The 24636-nt window shown below is 44.6% G+C and carries 29 protein-coding genes, 1 pseudogene and 1 riboswitch; of the genes and pseudogenes, 4 read left to right on the top strand and 26 right to left on the bottom strand.

The window, feature by feature from the left end; translation table 11 throughout:
- Window positions 1-188 precede the first annotated feature (188 nt).
- The 3 genes from J1C81_RS03210 to J1C81_RS03200 all read right to left on the bottom strand — a co-directional run bounded on the left by J1C81_RS03210 (window position 189) and on the right by J1C81_RS03200 (window position 2288).
- Complete coding sequence (locus J1C81_RS03210; RefSeq protein WP_002914556.1) at window positions 189-839, bottom strand: phosphatase PAP2 family protein; 651 nt, start codon at window positions 837-839, stop codon at window positions 189-191.
- On the bottom strand, window positions 829-1386 hold the full coding sequence (locus tag J1C81_RS03205; RefSeq protein ID WP_002914555.1) for an ECF transporter S component: 558 nt from the start codon (window positions 1384-1386) through the stop codon (window positions 829-831). Before J1C81_RS03205 ends, J1C81_RS03210 begins: the two co-directional genes overlap by 11 nt.
- A gap of 132 nt (window positions 1387-1518) precedes the next feature.
- Window positions 1519-1668, bottom strand: a riboswitch (FMN riboswitch).
- A 116-nt stretch (window positions 1669-1784) separates the two neighbouring features.
- Window positions 1785-2288 (bottom strand): tRNA (cytidine(34)-2'-O)-methyltransferase, encoded by a 504-nt coding sequence (locus tag J1C81_RS03200; RefSeq protein ID WP_002914554.1) that lies wholly within the window; start codon window positions 2286-2288, stop codon window positions 1785-1787.
- Between the two features lie 340 nt (window positions 2289-2628).
- On the opposite strand from J1C81_RS03200, the gene trkA reads away from it, so the two are divergent.
- Both trkA and J1C81_RS03190 read left to right on the top strand, forming a co-directional pair.
- Window positions 2629-3978, top strand: coding sequence for a Trk system potassium transporter TrkA (gene trkA, locus J1C81_RS03195; protein WP_002914553.1), 1350 nt, complete (start codon window positions 2629-2631; stop codon window positions 3976-3978).
- 4 nt (window positions 3979-3982) lie between these two features.
- A complete protein-coding gene (locus J1C81_RS03190; RefSeq protein WP_002914552.1) occupies window positions 3983-5422 on the top strand; it encodes a TrkH family potassium uptake protein in 1440 nt (479 codons plus the stop codon).
- 50 nt (window positions 5423-5472) lie between these two features.
- Here J1C81_RS03190 and yidD read toward each other — a convergent pair whose 3' ends face one another.
- The 14 genes and pseudogenes from yidD to J1C81_RS03120 all read right to left on the bottom strand — a co-directional run bounded on the left by yidD (window position 5473) and on the right by J1C81_RS03120 (window position 14937).
- A complete protein-coding gene (yidD, locus tag J1C81_RS03185; RefSeq protein ID WP_080556956.1) occupies window positions 5473-5727 on the bottom strand; it encodes a membrane protein insertion efficiency factor YidD in 255 nt (84 codons plus the stop codon).
- The gene (locus J1C81_RS03180; protein ID WP_002914549.1) at window positions 5724-6452 is read right to left on the bottom strand and encodes a pseudouridine synthase; all 729 of its coding nucleotides are present in this window, start codon (window positions 6450-6452) and stop codon (window positions 5724-5726) included. Before J1C81_RS03180 ends, yidD begins: the two co-directional genes overlap by 4 nt.
- The gene (gene scpB / locus J1C81_RS03175) at window positions 6439-7008 is read right to left on the bottom strand and encodes an SMC-Scp complex subunit ScpB (protein ID WP_002894610.1); all 570 of its coding nucleotides are present in this window, start codon (window positions 7006-7008) and stop codon (window positions 6439-6441) included. The genes J1C81_RS03180 and scpB overlap by 14 nt, the downstream gene beginning before the upstream one ends.
- A complete protein-coding gene (locus J1C81_RS03170; RefSeq protein WP_002894608.1) occupies window positions 7001-7711 on the bottom strand; it encodes a segregation/condensation protein A in 711 nt (236 codons plus the stop codon). The genes scpB and J1C81_RS03170 overlap by 8 nt, the downstream gene beginning before the upstream one ends.
- Before the next feature lie 2 nt (window positions 7712-7713).
- Complete coding sequence (xerD, locus tag J1C81_RS03165) at window positions 7714-8445, bottom strand: site-specific tyrosine recombinase XerD (RefSeq protein ID WP_002894607.1); 732 nt, start codon at window positions 8443-8445, stop codon at window positions 7714-7716.
- Window positions 8442-8903, bottom strand: coding sequence for a cyclic-di-AMP-binding protein CbpB (gene cbpB, locus J1C81_RS03160; protein ID WP_002897025.1), 462 nt, complete (start codon window positions 8901-8903; stop codon window positions 8442-8444). The genes xerD and cbpB overlap by 4 nt, the downstream gene beginning before the upstream one ends.
- Window positions 8900-9421, bottom strand: coding sequence for a metallophosphoesterase (locus J1C81_RS03155; protein ID WP_002914548.1), 522 nt, complete (start codon window positions 9419-9421; stop codon window positions 8900-8902). Before J1C81_RS03155 ends, cbpB begins: the two co-directional genes overlap by 4 nt.
- Window positions 9400-10404 carry a nucleoside-triphosphate diphosphatase gene (locus J1C81_RS03150; RefSeq protein WP_002914547.1) on the bottom strand — a complete coding sequence of 335 codons (1005 nt, stop codon included), beginning with the start codon at window positions 10402-10404 and terminating at the stop codon, window positions 9400-9402. The genes J1C81_RS03155 and J1C81_RS03150 overlap by 22 nt, the downstream gene beginning before the upstream one ends.
- The gene (racE, locus tag J1C81_RS03145; RefSeq protein WP_002914546.1) at window positions 10401-11195 is read right to left on the bottom strand and encodes a glutamate racemase; all 795 of its coding nucleotides are present in this window, start codon (window positions 11193-11195) and stop codon (window positions 10401-10403) included. Before racE ends, J1C81_RS03150 begins: the two co-directional genes overlap by 4 nt.
- A gap of 98 nt (window positions 11196-11293) precedes the next feature.
- Entirely contained in the window at window positions 11294-11542 is a 249-nt protein-coding gene (locus tag J1C81_RS03140) for a YneF family protein (protein WP_002894600.1), read from the bottom strand.
- A gap of 56 nt (window positions 11543-11598) precedes the next feature.
- Window positions 11599-12849 (bottom strand): diaminopimelate decarboxylase, encoded by a 1251-nt coding sequence (locus J1C81_RS03135; protein WP_002914544.1) that lies wholly within the window; start codon window positions 12847-12849, stop codon window positions 11599-11601.
- Window positions 12850-12952: 103 nt separating this feature from the next.
- A complete protein-coding gene (locus J1C81_RS03130) occupies window positions 12953-13636 on the bottom strand; it encodes a Bax inhibitor-1/YccA family protein (RefSeq protein ID WP_002914543.1) in 684 nt (227 codons plus the stop codon).
- 25 nt (window positions 13637-13661) lie between these two features.
- Window positions 13662-14152, bottom strand: a pseudogene (locus J1C81_RS03125) (HD domain-containing protein).
- A 44-nt stretch (window positions 14153-14196) separates the two neighbouring features.
- Entirely contained in the window at window positions 14197-14937 is a 741-nt protein-coding gene (locus tag J1C81_RS03120; protein ID WP_002914541.1) for a TrmH family RNA methyltransferase, read from the bottom strand.
- A gap of 84 nt (window positions 14938-15021) precedes the next feature.
- Between J1C81_RS03120 and J1C81_RS03115 the strand changes: the two genes are divergently transcribed.
- Together J1C81_RS03115 and yidC are read left to right on the top strand one after the other, a co-directional pair.
- A complete protein-coding gene (locus J1C81_RS03115) occupies window positions 15022-15300 on the top strand; it encodes an acylphosphatase (protein WP_002914540.1) in 279 nt (92 codons plus the stop codon).
- An 81-nt stretch (window positions 15301-15381) separates the two neighbouring features.
- Window positions 15382-16305: a membrane protein insertase YidC gene (gene yidC, locus J1C81_RS03110; RefSeq protein WP_002914539.1), complete on the top strand. Its 924-nt coding sequence runs from the start codon at window positions 15382-15384 to the stop codon at window positions 16303-16305.
- Window positions 16306-16421: 116 nt separating this feature from the next.
- Here the strand turns inward: yidC and J1C81_RS03105 are convergent, their stop codons facing one another.
- The 9 genes from J1C81_RS03105 to J1C81_RS03065 all read right to left on the bottom strand — a co-directional run bounded on the left by J1C81_RS03105 (window position 16422) and on the right by J1C81_RS03065 (window position 24610).
- Window positions 16422-17657, bottom strand: coding sequence for a sensor histidine kinase (locus J1C81_RS03105; RefSeq protein ID WP_009659138.1), 1236 nt, complete (start codon window positions 17655-17657; stop codon window positions 16422-16424).
- A complete protein-coding gene (locus J1C81_RS03100) occupies window positions 17641-18342 on the bottom strand; it encodes a response regulator transcription factor (protein WP_032909784.1) in 702 nt (233 codons plus the stop codon). Before J1C81_RS03100 ends, J1C81_RS03105 begins: the two co-directional genes overlap by 17 nt.
- A gap of 4 nt (window positions 18343-18346) precedes the next feature.
- On the bottom strand, window positions 18347-18967 hold the full coding sequence (locus J1C81_RS03095) for a GTP pyrophosphokinase (protein ID WP_002914534.1): 621 nt from the start codon (window positions 18965-18967) through the stop codon (window positions 18347-18349).
- A 153-nt stretch (window positions 18968-19120) separates the two neighbouring features.
- Window positions 19121-19603: a transcription elongation factor GreA gene (greA, locus tag J1C81_RS03090; protein ID WP_002894584.1), complete on the bottom strand. Its 483-nt coding sequence runs from the start codon at window positions 19601-19603 to the stop codon at window positions 19121-19123.
- A gap of 144 nt (window positions 19604-19747) precedes the next feature.
- Complete coding sequence (gene mltG, locus J1C81_RS03085; RefSeq protein WP_002914533.1) at window positions 19748-21244, bottom strand: endolytic transglycosylase MltG; 1497 nt, start codon at window positions 21242-21244, stop codon at window positions 19748-19750.
- Between the two features lie 50 nt (window positions 21245-21294).
- Window positions 21295-21810: a GNAT family N-acetyltransferase gene (locus J1C81_RS03080; protein WP_002914532.1), complete on the bottom strand. Its 516-nt coding sequence runs from the start codon at window positions 21808-21810 to the stop codon at window positions 21295-21297.
- Entirely contained in the window at window positions 21810-22322 is a 513-nt protein-coding gene (locus J1C81_RS03075; protein WP_002914529.1) for a GNAT family N-acetyltransferase, read from the bottom strand. The genes J1C81_RS03080 and J1C81_RS03075 overlap by 1 nt, the downstream gene beginning before the upstream one ends.
- A gap of 11 nt (window positions 22323-22333) precedes the next feature.
- Window positions 22334-23668 carry a UDP-N-acetylmuramate--L-alanine ligase gene (gene murC / locus J1C81_RS03070; protein ID WP_002914528.1) on the bottom strand — a complete coding sequence of 445 codons (1335 nt, stop codon included), beginning with the start codon at window positions 23666-23668 and terminating at the stop codon, window positions 22334-22336.
- A gap of 282 nt (window positions 23669-23950) precedes the next feature.
- Window positions 23951-24610 (bottom strand): hypothetical protein, encoded by a 660-nt coding sequence (locus J1C81_RS03065; protein ID WP_002914526.1) that lies wholly within the window; start codon window positions 24608-24610, stop codon window positions 23951-23953.
- Window positions 24611-24636 lie beyond the last annotated feature (26 nt).

Below are 24636 nucleotides of genomic sequence, written 5' to 3'. Positions count from 1 at the left end.
AATGAACTACTTACCATGTTCATTTGGTGTTTTTCAATAATTCAATTATAACTCATTTTTTAACGACCAGTGTATGATAACTGTAAATCCAAAACTAAGTTTTAATTCTAAAACTCAAGAATTATGCCATAAATGATTTTTCGACTCTGTAACTCTGTTCTTATTGATTATTCTTATCAAAGTAAACGCTATTTCTGCTTTCCCTTGAAACGCCACTGAAAGCGCAGCTTGTCATAAAAGGGAAATTCGATATTGAGAATGGCAAAGCCCATCAAGGCTCCTCCGATTACATCTGTCGGGTAGTGCACTCCCAGATAGACTCTGGAAGCCATAATCATGAAGATAAAGAGCAAGAGCAAACCTTGTACCAATCGCTTGATTTTTTGGTTTTGAATTCGTTGCTGGGCAATGATAATCAAGGTCCCAACAACAACGGCTGTCGCCATGGCATGCCCGCTCGGAAAAGAGTAACCACCCTCTTTGACCAAATGCGAAAGACTGGGCCGGCTTCTTTGGTAAACGAGTTTAATCAGCTTAATCAAAATCCCATGTAAGACCAGATTTCCCGCTAGCAAGGCAGCTTCCAGCTTCCATTTTTTATAAAGGAAAAACAGGACAAGAGCCGAAACCCAGATGATAATCCCCATCGGATCAATCACACTGGTCACTAGTTTGAAAAAAGTCGTCAAAGCTGCAGGCAAGTCTCCCCGCAACCAGGTCTGAATCGGGGTGTCAAAGCTGGTCAGCTGCTCAGGATAAAACTTGACCATGTAGCCTAGCATGACGAAAAGTAAAAGGGCGAAAGAGCCCTTTGTTAGATAAGATTGTTTATTTTTCATAGCGTTTTAGGACAGGCTGTAAGAGTTTGTAAATTAGCCAAAAGACAGCAGCCCAGATCACTCCTTCTAATAGGTTAAAAGGGACAATCATGGTCAGCAGATACTTGGAAAGACCGTATGTTTTATAAATATCAAAACCTGCAAACCTTGCAAAGAGAGGAACTGCATAAATAACATTTACAACAATCATTGTAACAGTTAGACCAAGCGTTGCTACCAAAGAAGCCTTTATATAGTCAAACAAGCTCTTCCTTTTTTTCCACAAGAGGGAAAAAGCACAAACAAAGACTGCTACAGCCAGTATATTCATGGGTAGACCGATTAGAGTGCCTACGCCATTATTATTCAAAGCCAGCTTTAAGACAGAGCGAATCATGAGCACTGCCAGAGAGCTTTTTAAATCCAAGACTACCAAAGCCAGTAAAATCGGAATAATTGAAAAATCCAACTTTAGAAACTCGGTTATCAAGGGAATCTCATAAAGCATGAGTAGAAATGATAGAGCAGATAAAACTGCTACAATCGCCAACTTACGAGTATTTGTCATCACAGGTTCCTCCAATTTATAAAAATTAGAGAAGCCGGAAAGGCCACTGAAAAAAGGCTTGTCAGCTAATGATTATTTAGTATAAGGCTCAGCCCTTAAATAAAGATTAAACGGCAAGAATGCTTCACTGCCTCTCGTCTTCTCCCATCCAGACTATACTGTCGGTTGTGGAATCTCACCACATCAGCTTGCGCTCGCGGACTTGATTTGGCATTGAGAAAAAACATTTCCAAGCCAAAAATTACCGCCGGTCGGGAATCTCACCCTGCCCTGAAGACATCATTATCATAACAAAAAAAGCCTGCCAGAGCAAGCAATTTGATTGATGTAATTAAAAATATTTCAACAGTAGTATTCTATCAATCAGGAAAATTTACTGCTTAGATACATTCATTCCGCTACTTCAGCTTGTCCGCTTCATACTCGTGTACCAAATCTAAGCCAGCAAAATTCTGCTGACGCAGGGCTTCATAGACAATCATGCAAACTGTATTTGAAACATTGAGGCTGCGGACATGCTGGTCATTCATGGGAATACGCAGGGCCTTTTCTGGATGACGACGCATAAATTCCTCTGGCAATCCCTTGTCCTCACGACCAAACATAAAATAGTGCGAACCTTTTGCAGCAAAATTTTCCTCAGAATAGACCTTCTCCGCAAACTTAGAAATCAGATAAAGGTGGCCATCAATCTGCTCCATAAAATCGTCTAAACTCTCATAATAGGTGATGTCCAGCTTATCCCAATAGTCCAGCCCCGCCCGCTTCATCTTGCGATCATCAATGGGAAAGCCCATGGGCTTGATGATATGAAGCGGCGAATTAGTCGCGGCGCAAGTACGGGCAATATTGCCAGTATTCTGCGGAATCTGAGGTTCAAAAAGAACAATATGATTTTTCATAATAAGAATATTTTCCTAGTATTTTTCTTTAGATAAAAAAATAGCCACACTGCCCGGAGTCAAGCTCAGCAAACAGCGTGGTTAAGGCTTCATTAACTTACATCACAACAGGTTTGAGGTAAACCAATGAAGGTACTCATTTAGTATAACACTTTCAGCCTACAAGTCAATAAAAAATGCTCAAAAAGTTGTACTTTTTTTAAAAATATCACAGGAAGATACCATTTTGGTAAAAAAATATTCGGAATTCTGGAAATAACTAGACTATTCTGTATTTTATAGATGAAATTTAAATGAAAAAAGAGTATGATAGATACATACTTTGGAGGAATCTAAACTTATGAAAATTATTGTTGTCGGCGGCGGGAAGGTCGGGACGGCCCTCTGTCGCTCCTTAGTGGCTGAAAATCATGATGTTATCCTGATTGAGCAGGATGAGGCTGTTCTCAACCAGATTACCAAGCGCTATGACATTATTGGTATTGCTGGCAATGGAGCCAACTTCAAAATCTTAGAACAAGCGGATGTCAGTCACTGCGACATCTTCATCTCTATGACTGAGCATGATGAGGTCAATATGGTCTCAGCTGTTCTGGCCAAACGAATGGGCGCTAAGGAAACCGTCGTTCGGGTGCGTAATCCTGAATATTCCAACCCTTACTTTAAGGAGAAGAACATCCTAGGCTTCTCGCTGGTGGTCAATCCTGAGCTCCTAACTGCTCGCTATATCGCTAATATCATTGACTTTCCTAATGCCCTGTCAGTAGAGCACTTTGCCAATGGCCGAGTGGCACTGATGGAGTTCAAACTCAAGGAAGACAGTAATCTCTGCCAGATGAGTATTTCCCAGTTCCGCAAGAAATTTGGAAATATCATCGTCTGTGCCATTGAGAGAAAAGGGCACTTGGAGATCCCTGACGGTGACTTCACTTTGGATGCCGGCGACAAGATTTATGTCACAGGTAACCGCCTGGACATCGTCCAATTCCACAATATGGTACGACCTAGAGTGGTTAAGAGCCTGATGATTATCGGGGCAGGAAAGATTGCCTACTACTTGCTCAATATTCTCAAGAATAGTAAAATCGAGCTCAAAGTCATTGAATCCAACCATGAACGGGCAACCTTTTTCAGTCAGAAATTTCCTGAGCTCTATGTTGTCCATGGAGACGGTACTGCCAAGGATATCCTGCTGGAGGAACGCGCCAATAACTTTGATGCCATCGCTACCCTGACTGGTGTAGACGAAGAAAATATCATTACTTCCATGTTCCTTAATAATCTAGGTGTGCAGAAAAACATCACCAAGGTCAACCGTACTAGTTTGTTGGAAATCATTGATAACCAAGACTTTGCCAGCATCGTAACTCCTAAAGGTATCGCCGTTGATACGGTTATGCATTTTATCCGCGGTCGCTACAATGCTCAATTCTCTAACCTAGAAGCTCTGCACCATGTAGCCAACGGCCAAATCGAGACCCTACAGTTCCAAATCAAGGAAGAAAACAAGATGACTGGTATTCCTCTATCTCAGCTTCATCTGAAGAAAGATGTCCTGATTGCGGCCATTATTCGCCAAGGTAAAGCTATCTTCCCTACAGGCGATGACAATCTGCAAGTTGGAGATAAAATTGTCGTGACCACTCTGCTGCAAAATATCACGCAGATTTACGATCTGTTAGCGAGGTAGACCCATGAATAGATCTATGATTCGCTACCTGCTGGCAAAATTACTGCTGATTGAGGCGGCTCTGCTGATTGTACCTATTATCGTCGCTCTAATCTACGGTGAACCTTTAAAGGTCTTTTTCTCTATCGGGGCGACCATGGCCATCCTACTAGTTTTAGGTGGCATAGGCTCTTATTTCAAGCCCAAGGACCTGCATATCTACGCCAAGGAAGGTGTCCTGATTGTAGCCCTTTGCTGGATTCTCTGGTCCTTCTTCGGAGCCCTGCCCTTTGTCTTCTCTGGTCAGATACCGGACATCATTGATGCCTTCTTTGAGGTCAGCTCCGGCTTTACAACTACGGGAGCAACTATTCTCAACGATGTCGGCGTTCTCTCTCATTCGCTGCTCTTCTGGCGCAGTTTTACTCACTTAATCGGAGGGATGGGAGTGCTGGTCTTTGCCCTAGCTATTATGGACAATGCTAAAAATGGCCACTTGGAGGTCATGAAAGCAGAAGTTCCGGGCCCAGTCTTTGGCAAGGTTGTGTCCAAGCTCAAGAGTACGGCCCAAATCCTCTATATCATCTATCTGGCTCTCTTTGCTATCTTTGCGCTGCTTTATTTCCTAGCGGGTATGCCGCTCTTTGACAGCCTCGTCATTGCCATGGGAACTGCTGGTACAGGAGGATTCACCGTATACAATGACGGTATTGCCCACTACAACAGCTCACTGATTACTTACCTGGTCAGCTTTGGGGTCTTGGCTTTCGGGGTCAACTTTAATCTCTACTATTACTTGCTGATTCGCAAGTTTAAGGCCTGCTTTGGCGATGAGGAACTTAGGGGCTATCTCTGGATTGTCTTTCTTTCCACTGCCTTGATTGCCTTTAATGTCTTCCACCTCTATCAAGGCTTTGCCAAGAGCGTGGAGATTTCCTTCTTCCAGGTCTCTAATGTTATCACAACAACTGGATTTGGCTATGGTGATACGGTCAAGTGGCCACTCTTTTCTCAGGTCATCCTGCTCCTACTCATGTGTATCGGGGGTTCGGCTGGATCAACCGCTGGGGGATTCAAGGTTATTCGGGGGATTATTATTTCCCGCATTGCCAAAAATCAAATCCTCTCTACCCTATCACCCAATCGGGTCCTAACCATGCATGTTAATGGTGCTGTCTTAGATAAGGATACCCAGCACAAGGTCCTCAAATATTTAGCAACCTATGTTTTGATCGTGCTAGCGCTGATTTTCATCGTCAGCCTGGATAATAACAATCTCATGACAGTTGTCAGTGGTGTTCTATCCTGCTTCAATAATATCGGTCCTATGATTGGGACGACAGATAATTTTTCTATCTTTAGTCCTTTTTCCAAACTGCTGCTGGCCTTTGCTATGATTGGCGGTCGCTTGGAAATCTACCCGATTCTCCTGCTCTTCCTGCCTAAGACTTGGTCTAGAAGATAGGAAATATTCAGAGAATATAGATATATATAAAATTCACACTAGATACTTATCTAGTGTGAATTTTTTCTTGAATTATTTCTTCTCAGGCTGAAATGGTCTGGTACAGAATCCTCTCCTGGCTGAGACCAGGGATGACAGCGGAGAATGCGCGCCAAGCCCATTAGGACACCTTTAGCTCCATGCTTCTGGATAGCCTCTATCATATAGTTAGAGCAGGTTGGCCGAAAGCGGCAAGATGGAGGGAAAGCAGGCGATATGAAGCGTTGATAAAAGCGGACAGGAGCAATAAGCAGTTTCTTTATCATTTCTTGGTCTTGGTTACAGCTAGTGTATGTAGCTGGCTGACTTCTTTCTTGCTGAGTTTTCTATACTCACCAGGCTTAAGGCCAGTTAGGTCCAAATGACCAAAGCGAGTCCGTGACAGCTTATCTACTTGCAATCCGACCGCCTGGAACATCTTCTTGACCTGATGGTTACGGCCTTCGTGGATGGTCAGCTGAACGACCGAGCGATTTTTCGCCGGATCAACCTTGATAATCTCATAAACTGCTGGCTTGGTTTTGCGCCCCTCTATCTCAATACCTCGAGTCAGAGGACGAAGAACTTCTTTATTGGCCAATCCTTTGACACGCGCCACATAGACCTTGTCAATCTCATTGCGGGGATGAATCATCTCGTCGGTAAAGTCCCCGTCATTGGTCAGAATGAGAATGCCAGAAGTATCCCAGTCCAAACGACCAACCGGATAAATCCGCTCCTTGACCTGAGGCAAGAGCTCTACGACCGTCTTACGTCCCTTGTCATCACTGACAGAGGAAATGACCCCGCGTGGCTTATTGAGAAGGTAATAAACCTTCTCTTCGTTGTAGATAGGTTGGCCTTCTACTTCCACACGGTCGCCAGACTTGATGTTCGTCGCCAGCTCACGTACCACTTGGCCGTTTATACTGACCTTCCCTTGCCTGATTAGCTCTTCTGCCTTACGGCGGCTGGCTATCCCAGCATGAGCGATGTATTTATTGATTCTCATCGATATCTGTCCTTTCAATAAAGAGCTGGCTTTCTTCAGCAACTAGCTCTGTTTCTTCGACAATCGGCAGCTCATCTAGGTGATTGATCCCCATATAGTCTAAGAAATAATCCGTTGTCACATAGAGATTTGGCCGGCCAATAACTTCCTTTTTCCCATCCTCTCGAACCAGTTCAAAAGCCAAGAGCTTGGCCAAAGCACCGCTGGAATTAACCCCGCGGATGTCATCTATTTCTACCCTTGTAATCGGCTGCTTATAGGCAATGATAGACAAGGTCTCCAGCGCTGCCCGCGACAGACTTTGATTGATTGGAGCCCGTGAATAGGCCCGCAGAATCTCAGCAAACTCTGGCTTTGTGACCAGCTTGTATGTCTTTGAAGTTTCCAGCAGGGTCAGGCTAGAGTCTGGATTGGCTTCATATTGCTCAGCCAACTTCTCCAAACTCTGAATAACCCCGGTCGGCGGCAAAGATAAGATTTCTGCCAATTGATGAACCTTGAGTCCATCTTCTCCCGCCACAAAAAGCAGGGCTTCAATCTCTGCTAACTTACTCATTTCCTCTTCCTACTAAATAAATATTTCCAAAATTTTCTTCCTGAATGACTTGCACTTCCTGCACCTTGACCAATTCCAATGTCGCCAGAAAGAGAGTAATAACTTCATTCATGTCCTTGGTCTCTGCGAAAATCTCCTGCAGAGCCAGACGGTTCTTACCAGCACAGCGCTGGCGCACCACTTCCATCATGTCCTCGATCTTGTACTCGTCTCGCACAATGGTTGTGTGGCTCTTAGAAAACTCCTCTTGCTTCTTGGCGATAACTTTGGAAAAAGCCAAAAACAGATCAATCGTTGACTTGTCATGTAGGAGCTCAGCGTCTTCATAAACCAGCTCCAGCTTGGGCTTAGAATAATAAAGAGCCCGGTCCTCGTGCTGGAGCGACATTTTCTCACCCAAGAGCTTAAACCTGCGATATTCCTCAATCTGGCTCAAGAGGTCTTGCTCCAAATCATCTTCCAGCTCAGCATTATCCGCTACCTTAGGCAAAAGCTTGCGACTCTTAATCAGCATGAGCTGGCTTGCCATGACCATATACTCGCCCGTCACTTCCAGCTTCATGGCCTGCAAGGTGGCCACATAAGCCAGATACTGCTCGATGACCTCCGTAATGGGCACATCATAAATATCCACCTGGTACTTAGATACAAGGTGGAGCAGTAGGTCCAGCGGGCCTTCAAAATCTTTTAGTTTGATATCCATTTTTATCTATATTTTTCTAGTGTAATCATGGTTTTCAAGCCCAAATCTTGGGCAATATCATAGAGGCCAATCCCTTTCTCCCGCTGGCGCAAAATAAACTGCTCACGCAGGCTTTGGGCAGATAGACTGGCTTGTCCCTGCTCAATCAAGAAGGCCTCTAGCTGACGGAAGCCCCATTGACGAGAATAGGATTTGCCGTTTTTCTCAAATAAATACGTCCCCGTCAGATAGTCCTCCAGCTCACCCGTCAGGCTCTCAGGAATCTTGATGACCCGCTTCTGACCGGCCTTTTCAATCTTCAAAACCTGAAAGTCAAGATTAACATCTGCCACTCTGACCTGCAGAATCTCGCTGGGCAGCAAGCCCATTTCCAAAATAAGAAGAGCCATCAGACGCCCCCTGGGAACGCTTGATTCCTGCCAAAAAGCAGACAGGTCTAATAGTTCATTTTCCTGCTCCTTCGATATGGAGACCTTGGGCAGGACCAAGCGGTGAAACTCCTCAATAAGCTGCTGCTGATAAAGAAAGTAGAGAAATTGATTGACTGCTGAGAGCTTCCGCTTCTGAACAGCTGCCTTAAAATCCTTGATAGAGGCCTGATAAATCCGCAGATTGGTCTCGGTAATCCGGCCATGCACTTCCTCGATAAACTGCTCCAAATCATAAGAATAGGCAATTTTAGAATTTTCTGAGATGTTTTTTTGATTTAAAAACGGTCTAATGTATTCTTTCATTTTTTGCGAATTTCGTACTTCTTGCTAAAGCCGTGCAACAAAGAATTGACAGCTTTCAAAATGGACTTTCTAGTAATAATTCCGTAAAAATGCTGATCCTCGCCCACAACCGGCAGGAATGACTCGTCGACCAGCTTATGAAGCACATCTGATACAGTATAATCTGGTCCAACTGTCAAGTCGTCCATTTTGGTCATGTGGACGATGTCTGTCATCATGAATTCCTCTTCTGGCAAATCATGGCGCATACGATAAGACATGATGTCTGTCAAGGAAATCGTGCCAACAAACTTTTTATCTGCTGTCACGACTGGTACACGTGAGTAAGTCATCTGGCTTAGCAGTAGGATTGCATGATCCACATTGTGGGTGTCAATCATAACCGCCAGATTTTCCCCAGGCGTCAAAAAAGTTTCTTCATGTTGCAGCAGATAGTCTTCAAATTCCTTAGCAATCATCGGCTAAACTCCTTGGACAAGCTTGGATAGAGTTCATGATTTCGTGTATAGAAATCAACTTTAAAGCGGTCATCATCAATCTCTACCTTAGCGTAGAGGCGTTCGTTGATCAGGCCACGTGGCTGGCTAATGGAGCCTGGATTCAGAAAGAGCGTTTTGCCCTCCATTCGAGCATCTGGGATATGCAGATGGCCGTAGAGGCAGATGTCTGCATTAACCTCTTGCACCCACAAATCCAGCTTTTGAAAAGAAAAGTTGATATGGAAAAGATGCCCGTGAGTCTGGGCAATAATGGTCCCCGCCAAATCCGTCACCAAGCGTTCTGGATAGCCGTCGTAAAAGTCCATATTCCCTGCAACAACCTGAATCCCTTGCCACACCTCATCATCAGAAGGAAGCTCAGAGTCTCCGTTATGGAAAATCGCATCTACCTTTCCAATATAATGATTCCTAATTTCTTCTACAATAGCACGGTCGCCATGAGAATCACTCATGACTATAATGGTTTGCTTTGCCATGCTGGAAATACCTCCACTAATTTCTTAACTGCCTGAGCCCGATGGGATTGGGCATTTTTTTCTTCCATCGTCAGCTCGGCAGACGTTTTTCCTGTTTCTCCCACTAAGAACAAGGGATCATAGCCAAAACCATTTTCCCCTTTTGGCTCATGGGCAATGTAGCCCGGCCAATCCGCTTCAACTACCAAAGACTCCCTGTCAGGACTAGCCACCACTAGGGTCGTATGAAAATGGGCAGAGCGATCCTTAACATCAAACACCATAGCCAATTCATGCAGGAGCTTGATGTTGTTTTCATCATCTGTCGCGCCTACTCCAGCAAAGCGAGCCGACCAGACGCCAGGCAAGCCGCCTAAAACATCGACCTGCAGACCTGAGTCGTCAGCTAGCACCATTTTACCGGTCAGTTTACTGATCGTCTCCGCTTTGAGCCGCGCATTTTCCTCAAAGGTGGTTCCAGTCTCTTCCACATCTGGCAAATCAGGATAATCATTGAGATTTTCAACCTTATAACCCAGCTTATCAAAGAGTTTGCGAAACTCTGCTGTCTTTCCTTCGTTGCGAGTCGCAATCAAGATGGTATCTCCGACAGCCATCTCGGACTCCTGCCCCTGACCAAAAAAGTCGGTCATCTTAACCCCATCCTTGGACAGGAAGAAGACCTTGCGCAGCAAGTCCTTTTCTGTAATCAGAATAGCTCCCTTATGACTGGTCGCCTTAAAATCCCGCTTCTGACGGTCGTTAATCATATTGAGGACAAACTGGATATAGGACATAGGCGAGCCGTATTTGACCACAACTGTGGTAAAAGCGTTGTACTCTTCATCCAAATCTCGCTCAATCAGCTCACACAACTCTGCATCAATATGCTCCAAGAGCCTGTAAGGGATATCATTGAAATGATAGCCTGCCTTGCGAAAGCGGGTCCATTCTCCGATATACCAATTGTTCTCGTCAATGTATTCATAAATTTTATTTGTCATAAGCTTACATGCTCCACATTCACTTTCAGGCCCAGCCAGCTTTCTGCAATCTCCGAAAAGCTTTTAGCATTGGCAGTTGTGTAAAATTGGTGGTTGAGCTCCTGTTTTTCCCGGCTGCGGTTGATTTCAAAGTAATTGAGCAGGACAGAAATATCCCGTACGCACTCTGCCCCGCTGTCAATCAGCTTCACATTTGGTCCCATCCTATTTTGAATAATAGGCCGGAGCAAGGGATAGTGGGTACAGCCCAAGACAAGGGTATCTACCCGACCAGCTAAAGGCTGCAGGGTTTCATAGACCACTTTTTTGGTAAGACTGGAATGAAGTTCATTGGACTCTACCAAAGGCACAAACTTAGGGCAGGCCAAACTGTCCACCTGCATCTCCGGCGAGAGCGCTTCAATCTTCTGACGATAAATATCTGAAGAAACAGTCATTGGCGTTCCAATAACACCGATGCGGCCGCTGGCAGTTGACTTAATAGCCGCGCTAGCCCCCGGCAGAATCACGCCCAGTACTGGAATATCCAGCTTTTCCTTCACTTCTTCCCAGACAACAGCAGTCGCTGTATTGCAGGCAATGACTATCATCTTAACATCCTTGGTCAGGAGGAAGTTGACCAATTGCCAGGTATAAGCGCGAATCTGCTCAGCAGGCCTTGGACCGTAAGGAGCCCGCGCCGAATCTCCAATATAAATGACCTCTTCGTGGGGGAGCTGCCGCATGAGCTCACGGACTACAGTCAAACCGCCCACTCCTGAGTCTAAAAAACCGATTGGTCGATTATCCATAAGGTCTTCTTTCTAAAACAAGGGACTGGAAGCCGATTCCAAATCCCCATTTTTTTATAGATTTTCTCTACTGGTATTAACAACCAGCCACTAGAAAGTTATTTTTTCTTTTTGCTCTTAGCAAGCGCAGCTTTCTGCTGGCTGATAATTTGACGGTAGACTTGCTGCACTTTCGCTTCATTTGGCCGTTGGCCGCTAGCGCTAAGCAAGGTCCGAACTGCTTCCACATTCAGACGCGGATTTTCTGCAAATTCCTTCTCTACTTGACGACGAAGCAGATACATACCCAAGATCACGCCTCCAGCAAATGCTGCCATAATCAAGAAAATTGCTAAAACTAAATTCATATCGAGAACTCCTCTATTTCCATTTTTACATTGCTCTTCATTATATCAAATTTTCTCTATTTTTCAAAATCAAAGCCATACAGTGTCGCAAAATAATCTTCTGGTTTTTCAGCCCGACGAATCATGCGAACATTGTCATCTTGTTCCAAGAGAATTTCGCTGGAGCGGAGCTTGGCATTATACTGATAACCCATAGAAAAACTATGAGCACCCGTATCGTGAATCACCAAAGTATCACCGATTTGGCTGACAGGCAGCGGGCGATTAATGGCGAATTTATCGTTATTCTCACAGAGACTGCCGACAACATCCACAATCTCTGTCTCTCCCTCGGGTCGATCCATATTGGTAATGTGGTGATAAGAACCGTACATGGCCGGACGCAGTAGATTGACCGCAGAGGCATCCACCCCCAGATAGGTTCGGTAGGTCTTCTTCTTATGGGTAACCTTGGTGACCAGCAGGCCATAAGGTGCCAGCATGAAACGACCCAGCTCCGTATAAATCTTGACCTGTCCTAGACCAGCCGGTGTCAGAATAGCTTCATATGCCTGACGAACTCCCTGACCGATGACCGCAATGTCATTTTCCTCACCTTCAGGCTGATAATTAATGCCGACACCGCCAGATAGATTGATAAAGTCCAACTCAACTCCTGTCTCAGCCACCACTTCTACAGCCAGCTCAAAAAGCTGACGGGCCAGTTCAGGATAGTAGTCATTGCTGACAGTATTTGAGGCCAAGAAGGCATGAATCCCAAATTTCTCAGCTCCCAACTCCTTGAGCTCTTTGAAAGCCTGAATCAGCTGGTCCTTGGTCATACCAAACTTGGCTTCTTCTGGATTATCCATAATGCTGGTTCCCAGCTCAAAGACACCACCAGGGTTGTAACGGCAGGAAATAATCTTTGGAATACCCGCGGCTTCCTTTAGAAAAGCCACATCTTCATAGGCATCCAGATTGATAGTCGCTCCCAAGTCACGCGCAAACTGAAATTCCTCAGCTGGTGTGTTATTGGACGAAAACATGATATCCTGTCCAGCAAAGCCCAGCTTTTGGCTCATGAGCAGCTCAACATAGCTGGCACAATCCACCCCACAACCTTCTTCTTTGAGGATTTTTAAAATAGCAGGATTGGGAGTGGCCTTGACGGCAAAATATTCTTTAAAACCTGGATTCCAAGAAAAGGCCTCATGCAGGGCACGCGCTCTTTCCCGAATTCCCTTCTCATCATAAAGATGGAAAGGGGTTGGAAACTGAGCCGTAATCTCAGCTAGCTTTTCATGACTGACAAAAGGAGTTTTCATACTATTCTCGCTTTCTATTTGCTGGCTTCATTATACCATAAATCCATAGGAGAAACAAAAAGCACTGGGCAAGCGCCCAATGCTTTAGTCTTATTTATCCTAATTATTTGTTTCTTCCAAAAATACGCAGCAAGCTGAGGAAGAGATTAATGAAGTCCAGGTACAGGTGCAGAGCCAGCGAAATTGCCCAGCCATTCCCTGGATTGCCATTGGTCTGCTCATATACATAGCGGATTTTCTGATTGTCCCAAGCGATGAGCCCTGAGAAAACAAGGACACCAACGATACTGACAATAAAGTCCAAGCCACTGCTTCTCAAGAAGATATTAAGGAAGCTAGCAGCGATAATACCAATCAAACCGGCCATACAAGCTCTGCCCATTCCAGAAAGATCCTTCTTGGTCACCTTGCCGATGAAGCCCATAGCAAAGAACATAACGGTTGTTGTCAGAAAGGCTAAGAGAACCTCTGACTGAAGATACAGCGCCATGATAATACTTAAGGTAAAACCATTGATGGCTGAATATGCTAAAAACATAGGCAACGCCGCTGGGCTATTGCTCCGAGCAGTTCCAGATGCTACCAACACAAGGATAAACTCAACTGCAATAGCTGCATAATAGATCCAGACAGATCTTGTCAAAATAGTATAAATAGCATCTTGAAAGACAAATAGCATCAAGAGGGACACGATTGCTGAGATTCCGATACCGACACCAACGATAGAATAAATCTTAGCATAGAAAGAATTAATATCTGATTGATCTTGAATAATAGAATGATTCATAGTTACTCCTTTTATAATAAAACATTTACGGTTTCAGCATCTTTCGATGAAAGAGCTTGCGATTACTGCCCTTGCGTCTCCAAGGTGCCGTCGCTTCTTTGACGGCCCAATACTTGTCCACCATCGTCACAATATAAGACTCCTTATAGCGCGGCGGAGCAATGGTCGCCCCCCACATATGCTTGACGATAATGTCCTCTTCGACTTTATTAAGCTTAGTAATCTTACGAGCATTGCGAACTGCCAGCCTCGGATGAACCCAAGCATGACTCTTCTTAAACTTGGTCACACGCCAGTCATAGTAGAATAAGTCATGAAGCAGGGCACCGCGTGCCGTACTGCGAGCATTCCAACCAAATTTTTTGGCAATCTGTAACTAGTATAACTTACATTGATGGAATGTTCAAGTCTATTGGAATGAATATGATGGGGAATTTCTTTCAGGCGCTGAACACTGGGCTTTTCAATCAGGTGCCCAACATAGGCCATAAATTCCTCGTCCTGTTTGTAAGGCATAGAATCACCTCCCTTGCCAACTATTATATCTCTTTTTCTGATTTTTAGCTTAAATGAAAGATTAAAATACCAGCAGCGACAGCAACATTAAGACTTTCTGCCTGCCCCCTCATGGAAATATGAATCAGAATATCAGCTGCTGCCGTCATTTCTGGACTAATTCCCTGCCCTTCATTGCCCATAACTAGAGCAAAGCTCTCTTTGCTACCCACCTCTCTATAGTCAATAGACGCAAACGACAAGGTTGACGCTAGAATTGGCAGGCGGGAAGAACGAGCCAGCCTAATAAAATCAGCCGTATCCATCCGATAAACGGGCAGGTGAAAATGACTCCCCTGCATAGAGCGCAGCGTTTTTAGGTTATAGATATCTGCTGACGAGCTAGAGATGAAAACCCCGTCAAAGCCAGCTGCATCTGCTGTCCGAATGATGGTACCGACATTACCTGGATCCTGAACGTCCTCCAAGAAAAGATAACGTCCACTTAACTCCGCCGGTATTTTTTCCCTTTCAAAAGCCACTTCCGCGACAATCCCCTGCGGCGTCTTACTATCAGCCAAATCTGCTAAAATCTCTGGACTGACAAAAATCATTTGAGAAAAATCAGCTAATCGCTCTGCGTATTCCGCTAAAGCAAAAATCCGAATCAGCTCTGCCCCGCTGCTGATAGCTTCCTCAAATAAATGCCAGCCCTCGATCAAATAAGAATCCTTGCGGTATTTTTTGTGATGAAGTTTTTTAGCTTTTTTTACCACATTATTGGCTTTTGAGGTTATAATATTCATAAGAACATTATACCACAATTTAGCAGACTTGCACTCATACTGAGGGCTTAAATCCCCTCGGTCCGCTCACTAAAGGAGGACGCCATGCAGAAAGTAAAAATGATAGTCCAAGGACGAGTACAAGGGGTCGGATTCCGCTGGGGAGTTTATTCTCTAGCGCTGGAAATCGGAGGTATTACCGGCCGGGTCTGGAACAACGACGATGGCACTGTTGGCATTCTGGCTCAAGCTGATGACCCAGCTCTGATGGCCAAATTTATCCAAGAAATCCGCAAGGGACCGACACCTTTTTCTAAGGTCAGCTATTTGGATGTGACCATGGCTAATTTTGACTCCTATCCTGACTTCAAAATTTCAAATTAGGTCTGCAGAACTATTGTATATTTTGCAAAAAAACAGTAGAATAGATAGGTATTATTTTTTAGAAACAAAGGATATGAACTCGTGAAACATTTCAAACGCTTTTTATTCTCCGGTATGGGACTGGCTGCGCTTCTTTTCCTGTCTGGCTGTGTAGGCCGCGACAAGGCCGGTAATCCTTCTGGTCTGATCTGGGACGTGATTGGTCAGCCTATGGCGGATGGTATCCAATTCTTTGCCAAGAATTCAGGTCTGGGTTATGGTCTGGCGATTATCATTGTTACGCTCATCGTGCGGATTATCATTCTGCCGCTGGGAATCTATCAGTCTTGGAAGGCAACGCTTCAGTCTGAAAAGATGAACTACTTTAAACCGATTTTTGCCCCAATCCAAGAGCGAATCAAAAATGCTGAGACTCAGGAAGAGAAAATGCAGGCTCAGCAAGAACTGATGGCTGCTCAAAAAGAAAATGGACTCAGCATGTTTGGCGGTATTGGCTGTCTGCCTCTGCTCATCCAAATGCCTTTCTTCTCAGCCCTCTTCTTTGCAGCCCAGTATACTCAAGGAGTTGCAGGCAGTTCCTTCCTCTGGATTAAAGACCTGGCCAAAAGCGACTGGGCTTTGACTGCCATTGTCGGTATCCTCTACTATATCCAGTCAGTGCTCTCTCTGCATGGCATTGAAGATGAAACTCAAAGAAACAGCATGAAACAGGCTTCTTATATGAGTCCTATCATGATTGTTGGTTTCTCATTCCTCTCTCCTGCCGCAGTCACTCTCTACTGGGTAGTCGGTGGATTTATCCAAATCATCCAGCAATTTATCATCAACTACATCATTCGACCTCGCTTGAGAAAACAGGTAGCAGAGGAATTTGAAAAAAATCCTCCTAAAGGCTTGAAAAAAGCGAGTCGGGCTAAAGATGTTACTCCAAAAACTCAGCCGGCTATTGAGCAAAAGAACAAAAAGAAAAAGAACCGCAATGCTGGTAAGCAATGGTCAAGATAAAGAAAAATTCTTCTAGCAAACACTAGAAGAATTTTTTTAATCTCGAGTAAGAATCGGCGTAACCGATACAAAAAGCTCAGCAAAGAAAGCAATAACTGATGAACGAGGTGACGCTATCATAGTAAAACGGTAAAGCCAATCAAACCCTTCTTGTAAGAAACCCAAATCCTGCCCTTAAAAATCCGAACCAGACTTTCTGCCATGGATAGGCCAATCCCGTAGCCAGGCTGCTTCTGATTGTGCGATTCGTCTTCGCGATAAAAACGGTCAAAGAATCGACTGTAATCAACATTTTTACCGTCCGCGTAACTATTGGCTACCGTCAAACGGGCTCGTTTCCCACGCTTGGCCTTGGTCAGAGTGACAAAAATTTGTCCATCTTCGTCACAATACTTGCAGGCATTGTCAATCAGGATACTAACCAATTCATAGAGTTCATCTTCAGTTGCCTTGACATGGATATCTTCCTGCAGCTTGATCTCGTACTTCTTGCCTGCCTTCTCGATGACAGACTTGAAGTTCCCAGCCACTTTTTTGACAACTTCTGAGAAATTCACATCTACCAAAGTAACATCTGGCTGCTCTTCCAAACGGGCCAGAACGACCATTTGATTGATTAGATTACTGAGGCGCTTGACCTGGTCCTTGGTGCTTTCTGTCCATTCATTTTCGCCAGTCATCAGCTCTTGCAGCTCCGTATTGGCTGAGATGATGGCCAATGGCGTCTTCAGTTCATGGCCCGCATTAGTGATAAAACGCTTTTGGTTTTCATAGTTTTTGATATAGGGACGGATGGCAAAGTTGGAAAATCCAGACACGACCAAGACAAAGAAAATAAAGCTATAGAAGCACAACTGGATAGACAGCCAGAAAAAGTCATTGCGGCTTTCGAGGTAATTGGTCGAATCTAAGACCACCAGTAAATAGCGCTTACTCTTGGAATCCTGCGTTATCTGGTAGGAATAAAATTGACTGCCTACCTTAAAAACCCCACTGCTGCGGCTGTTCTTAATCACCTTATTTGCATAGCTGAGCGCCTGCTCCTTAGATAGATTGGAAAGATGGTCTAAGTTGGTGGAGTAAAGTGTTTTGTCTTCCTTATAGACCACACTGAAATAGCGGTATTGGTAGATGGTATCAATGGTGATACGGTCGTTTTGCAAGCTCTCTGCCGTTTCTTCTACACTGGGAAAATCTCCATTATTGGCAGATAGAATATTGAGAACGGCTTGGATTTCTCCGTTGGTCTGCAGAAAGCGAACAGAGTTTAAGACAGCAATCATGGTCAGCAAAATACAGACAATAGCCGCCGAAGCCAGCAGAATGAACCGAATTTTAAGCTTCCGAAACATGGCCATCTCCTTCCAGCGGTACCAGAGTGAAACTGCCGCCTTCCTCACCCAAGATAGCAAGATCAGCATGAATAGCCTTCAGCTTCTGGCGCAAATAGGAAATATAAATCCAGACGAAGCCCTCGTCCAAATCCTTATCCTCCTCTTTGGACCAAACATGACGGAAGATTTCCTGAGTGGAAAGACTCTTCTGGGCATTGAGCATGAGAAATTCCATCATTTTAGATTCCTTACCGGCTAGTCGAATAGAGTTGGAGCTAATGAGTTCATGCTCTCCGACATTGAGACTGGTTTGGCCAATCTGCAGCAAATTGGGTGTGAACGTCGCTACCCGTCTGGACATGGACCGCAGGCGAGCCAGAAGCTCTTTCAGAGAGAAAGGCTTGGTCAGATAATCATCTGCACCGGCATCCAGCCCTGTGACCTTGTCATCTACCTCCGACATAGCTGTCAGCATGATGACATGGGTAGTATTGCCGGTTTGGCGGATTTCTTTCAGCGCTTCAATGCCTGTCTTGACTGGCATCATGATATCAAGAATCATCAAATCATAGGCATTTTCCTTGGCCAAGTCCACAGCTTCTTGCCCATCAAAGGCTGTATCAACCTGATAGCCTTCATGGGTCATCGCCGTTTCCAAGACACGGGACAGCTGCTGCTCATCTTCAGCTAATAAAATCTTCATCATCTCACTCACTTTCTCGAATCAAATTGCGGATGGTCTGCATGGTCACATCACAAGAAGCCAGCTCATCTGCACAGCGTTTCAGCTCGCGGACAATCCGCTTGCTGTCTTTTATCTCGCGCTTGTACTTCATCTGATGCTCTAAGCTGGCCCAAGAATCCATAGCAATGGTCCGAAGCTGGATTTCTACAAAATAGCGGCCGGGGTTTTGACCATGACAGTCCTCATAAGGAGTCTCCACCTCTAATATCAAGTGGTAGGAGCGATACCCATTAGGCTTGGCAGCTCGGATATAGTCCTTTTCCAGAACAATCTCACAGCCCTCCAGCTGACGAAGCACCTCAATAGTCTGATAGATGTCCTCAATAAAACCGCAAACAATCCGAATCCCAATCGCATCACGAATTTCTTTCAGGGCAGACTCTGGCACCCTAGGCAGATTCTTGCGTTGGCATTTCTCTTCCATACTGGCTGCCTGCTTGATCCGTGCATTAAAATGCTCAAAAAGCTTCTGCCCTGTTTCCTGCTTGACTCGATCATTAGCCTCTTGAATACGCTGACTAAGATCCTCTAAAATCTTGGGCAGGTAGGCCCCATATTTCCCATAAATATCTTGCTCTTGCATACAGTTCTCCTACTTTTCTAGCTTATTCTCATTATAGCATAACCATCTGTCTTTTCTCTATTTTTCCCCTGCTCTTCTTATCTAGCCTACACTCTCTGTCTTAAAAGAAACGAAAAAAGAACCAGTCTTCTAGCCAGTTCCTTTTGGTATTTATTAAACGGTTTTTTCAACCTTGAGAATTTTAACGTCGTAGCTGCCAACCGGTGTTTCGACTGTTGCAGTATCACCTGTCTTTTTGCCAATCAAAGCTTGACCAATCGGGCTTTCATTGGATACCTTGCCTGCAAAAGCATCTGCACCAGCAGAACCAACGATAATGTAGACTTCCTCTTCGCTTTCGCCTACTTCTTGGATGGTAACTGTTTTTCCGATAGCTACTTCATCCTTGGCTACAGCGTCACTGTTTACAATCTCAGCATAACGGATCTTGGTTTCCAGACTAGAAATCTGACCTTCCACAAAAGCCTGTTCGTCCTTAGCAGCTTCGTATTCACTATTTTCTGACAAATCGCCGTAGGAGCGGGCAATCTTGATACGTTCTACCACTTCTGGACGACGAACCAATTTCAATTCTTCTAATTCTTTTTCTAGTTTTTCCTTTTCCTCTAGGGTCATAGGATAAGTTTTTTCAGCCATTTTTTCTCTTTTCTTTTATTTTCTTTTATTTTAAAACTAAAACAAGAGGCTGAGACAAGTCTGTATCAGTCCCTTTTTTATATAGCAGGACTGAGAAAGCTAGAACTAGCTGCCTAGCTTTCTCTCGTCTGCAATAACAGCAATTTAATCAGTGCTGCTGGATTGAGTGAGCTTGCTGTTGACATGCTCCTCAACATTTTTAGCGTGTTCCTCATAAGTATTGGCGAAGTAAACAGCGCCTGTTTCAACATTTGCCACAAAGTAGAGGTAGTCCGTCTTACTTGGATTAATGGTAGCTTCCAGAGCAGATAGGCTAGGACTATCAACTGGCCCAGGCATTAGCCCTTCTTTTTTATAGACATTGAAAGGCGAGTCGATATTGGTATCAATTTCAGCGTCCTCTTTCAAAGTCGTTTTCTTTCCTAGCTTGCCTTGAGCATAGAGGATAGCGATATTACTCTGAAGCGGCATCGCTTGATTGAGACGATTATAAAATACGCTGGCAATATCTTTGCGGTCCTGGTCTGTTGAACCTTCTTTTTCTACCAGAGAAGCAAGTGTCAGAACTTCATTAACCGTTAGGTTCTTCGCTTCGATAGTAGAGTAGTAAGAAGACAGATTGCTATTCATTGCGCCCAACATCTGGTCAATCAAGCTTTCCAGATCCGCATCCTCACCATAGTTATAAGTGGCAGGGAAGAGGTAACCTTCTAAGCGATACTTGACTCCGCTGTCCTTGCTTGGCAATGTACCCAGCAACTGTGGATATTTAGCCGCCATCTTGGAAATGAAAGCTTCATCCTGCACCTTAGCTAGGAAATCGTCCTTGCTAAAAGGTGTCTTACTAGTCTTTTTAGAAGTTGCAGCTGCATTAACCGTCACAGCCTCTGCAATCTGCTCCAGTGTATAGCCTTCAGGAATAGTAACCTTACCAACAACTGGTGGTTGCGGTGTATCTGTTCCACCTTCCTGAAGCTGCCGAGCAATGGTATCTAGGTCCATACTCTTCTGGAGATTGTAATAGCCAGACTGGTAATTGTTAAAGCTTTTAATCTTAGAATAGAGACTAAAAACTTGGGCATTTTTAATCAGCCCCTTTTTCTCGAGGATTTCCCCAATCTGTTTAGAGCTAGAGCCTTCTGGTACTTCAACCGTTACATACTCTATTGCGTTTGCATCAACAGGTTTAAGAGCTGAAGATACATAAGTATAGCCGACAACTCCTGTGACCACAAGTCCCAGCAGGACAATCAGCAGAACAGTCGTCATAATCCTGCGAGCTAAGGTGTTTTGACGTTTTTTCTTGACCGTATTGTTGGCCCGATTAGCCCGAGATAGAACCTCATTGGGCTTCTTATCTTCCTCATCCACTCGGCCATAGACCTGAGGGTGAGCCTTTTCATTCTCTGCAACCTTGTAGGAAACATCTACCGAAGCCGGTCTAGCTTCAAAGTCATCCGCAGCTGCTGTTTCTTTTGCAGAAGCAGAGTCCGCTTCTGATTGGCTAGTTGAAGAGGGAGTTTGTTCTTCCTTTTCTCCAGCTAAGTCTTTCAAAATCTGCTCTTTAAAGCTCAGATTCTTCTCTTTGTCTTGTGATTTTTCAGTCAAAAATTTGACCTCCTTCATCATAATCCCTAACATTATATCTTAAAAGTCAGATAAATGCAATAAGAGTAGGATTTTCTAGCTTATTATTGGTTTTTTTGCAGTTTGAGACTAGGATTTTCCCAGACCATATCAAACCAAGTAGCACCTGCGTAAGTTGATTGTGACAAACCTTCATTTACAAAGGCATGCTTCTCGTAGTAAGCGGTGAGATAGTCGTGGCAGGTCAGATTGATGCCGTGGCGTTCATCTGCTATAGCAATCTCTTTCATAGCTTGCAGTAGCTTGCGGCCGACCCCCATCCCCTGAGCATCTTTCGAGATAGAAAGGCTGGTCAGAGAGATAAAGCCACCGTCCAGATGACCATAATCTTCAATCTCCTCTGTAAAAGAAATATCCTTTAAATAACGTTCTGGACGGACAGGTCCCTCCAGATAGCCCAAAATCTTACCATCCTTTTCCGCTACCAAAAAAGTCGAAGATAGGGTTTGGATATGTGCTGCTAGACTTTCTCGGCTAACAGCCTCTTCTGGACTGAAATTTTCCAATTCGATAGCATTAATGGCATCTAAGTCAGCCATTTGAGCTTGACGGATAATCATCACTTCTCCTTAAAATTGGGATTTTCCCACACCATATCAGACCAGATAGCTCCACCGTGAGTTGAGTCAGAAATCCCTTCGTGGACGAAACCATTCATCTCAAAATAAGGTATCAGCTCATCATGACAGGTTAGGCTAATGCCCTTTCGATTTTGCTGAACAGCTGTCTCCTTGAGAGCTGCAAGCAACAAGGTTCCGACCCCCTGCCTCTGAAAATCAGGATGGACGGACAGACTTTGGACGGCAATGAAGCCACCTTCTGGAGGATTAGCACCCACCTTGCTAAAGAGATCATCTGTCAGATATCGCTCCTGAACAGCTGGTCCAACAATATAGCCCGCCAGCTGACCATGCAACTCTGCTAGCAAAAAAGTATCAGCAATCTGCTCAATCCGCTCTTTGAGAACTTCTGAACTGGCTGCTTCTGCTGCTGGAAAATTCAGCTGCTCGATTGCAAGAATTTCCTCCCAGTCGCTCAAGTCGGCCTGCCTGATTCGAATCGGTGCTTCCATCAAGTCTCCTCCTACTGAACGTTGCTGGTAAGATTGGACAGGAGACGTTCAAAGGAATATTCATAGGTCTGGATGTCTCCAGCTCCCATAAAGACATAAACGGCATTATCGTGGTCAAGAAGCGGAGAAACATTATCCACGTCAATGACCTTGGCCCGCTTCACAATCTTTTCAGCCAAATCTTCGACCTTAACATCACCATTGTCCACCTCACGCGCAGATCCGTAAATCTGAGCTAGGTAGACTGAGTCAGCCTGATTAAGGGCATCCGCAAATTCGTCCAAAAGAGCAATGGTCCGAGTGAAGGTATGCGGTTGGAAGATTGCCACGATTTCCTTGCTTGGATACTTCTGACGAGCTGCATCCAGAGTTGCGATAATTTCTGTTGGATGGTGAGCAAAGTCATCAATGATAACTGTTTCGTTGACAATTTTCTCTGTAAAGCGGCGCTTAACTCCGCCAAAGGTCTTGAGGTGTTCCCGAACTAGATTCAGATCAAGACCTGCTGTATACAAGAGGCCGATGACTGCTGTCGCATTCATAATGTTGTGGCGGCCAAAGCTTGGAATTTGGAACTCACCCAGTTCCTGACCGCGGAAAGAAACTTTAAATCCTGAACCGCTGGTGGAGCGCAAGAGGTCGTGAGCGACAAAGTCATTGCCTTCTTCCTTGAATCCATAGTAGTAAATCGGAGCCTTGGACGTAATCCGGCGCAGCTGCTCATCTTCTCCATAAATGAAGAGTCCTTTGGTAATCTGCTTGGCATAGTCATTGAAAGCGTTAAAGACATCTTCCAGGCTCGTGAAATAATCCGGATGGTCAAAGTCGATATTGGTAATGATCGAATATTCCGGATGATAGGGCATGAAATGACGCTCGTACTCGTCCGACTCAAAGACAAAGTACTTGGCATTGACAGAACCGCGGCCTGTGCCATCCCCAATCAGATAGCTAGTATCCGTGATATTGGAGAGAACATGGGAGAGAATACCCGTTGTAGAGGTCTTCCCGTGGGCACCAGCCACTCCCAAGCTGACAAAGTCACGCATGAAGCCACCTAAAAACTCATGGTAGCGTTTATAGCCAATACCGTTTGCGTCTGCATAGGCAATTTCTACATTGTTATCTGGACGAAAGGCATTGCCGGCAATGATTTCATAGTCCGGCTGGATATTCTTTTCATCAAAAGGCAGGATGGAAATGCCAGCCTGCTCCAGACCGCGCTGAGTGAAATAATATTTATCAACATCACTGCCCTGAACCTTATGGCCCATCTGGTGCAGCATCAAAGCCAAAGCGCTCATACCAGAGCCCTTAATCCCGATAAAATGATAGGTTTTCGTCATGATTACTCCTTAAGATACAAGGCCATAAAAGCAAGTCAAAAGAGGAAAATCTCCGCAGACCCTCATCAGCCCGCAGGGACTTTCTTTCTTTACAAGCTTTTAGGCACCACTAAAACACCAAAGAAGCCGGACCAATCAGTAAGTCCCAGCTTCTAGCATCGATTTTCTTCAACCGATGACGGATGTTATATGCAGATAGATTTTACATTTACATAATCAACTAGCAATTTTCCTTATAAACATCAGAAAATTGCAGCCAGAAAAGACTCGAGCAAGCCAGCTTTAATCGCTGTCCAAGCCTGTCAAGTTCAGCTCTTGAGCCTTGGAATGCTTCAACTGCTCCTCCTTAGCTCTATCCTGATTATAGATCTGACTGGTTTTTAAAAAATCATAATTGTTCTTCTTAGGCTTTTCTTCCGGCTCCTGCGGCTGAGGGCTATACTCAGGCTGAATATCCGCCAAAATATAGTTATCCTGCTGAAGCCTATCGCCAAACTTCGTAAATTCCCCTGATGTATTCTTCTGAAAAGGGGCAGTTGGCTTCGGTCTTTCCGCATTAGAAGCTGTCGGAAGCTTTCTGCTGCGGACCTTAGTCGGAAGGTCGCTGGTCAGATAAGGCGCTGAACGCTTCTTTTTCAAATCAGCCCGAGCTTCCTCGCGTGCCTGCTCAGCATAACGAATGGCCGGATCTTTCTTATCAATCGGCTTTTTAAAATCTTTGAAAGCAGACTGCTTTTGCAGCGGTCTTCTGATAGCCTGACTGGCAGCGATGGGAGCATGCCTGCTGGAATCCACAATCGGCATCCATTCCAAATAATTACGGTCAGTATAGTCTCCGGTAATATTGCTAATGAGATCCAGTTCATCATAAAGATTCATATGCGGCATTTCCGTCAGCATGATTTCATCATCTGACACCAGAGGAAATTGTTTATCAGTCATATCTTTTTCCTTTCAACCCTTCATTA

This window comes from Streptococcus sanguinis (assembly GCF_050225395.1).
Classification (GTDB): domain Bacteria; phylum Bacillota; class Bacilli; order Lactobacillales; family Streptococcaceae; genus Streptococcus.
The sequence above is the reverse complement of the archived record's forward strand: the minus strand, read 5'-3'. Positions and strand labels throughout refer to the sequence as shown.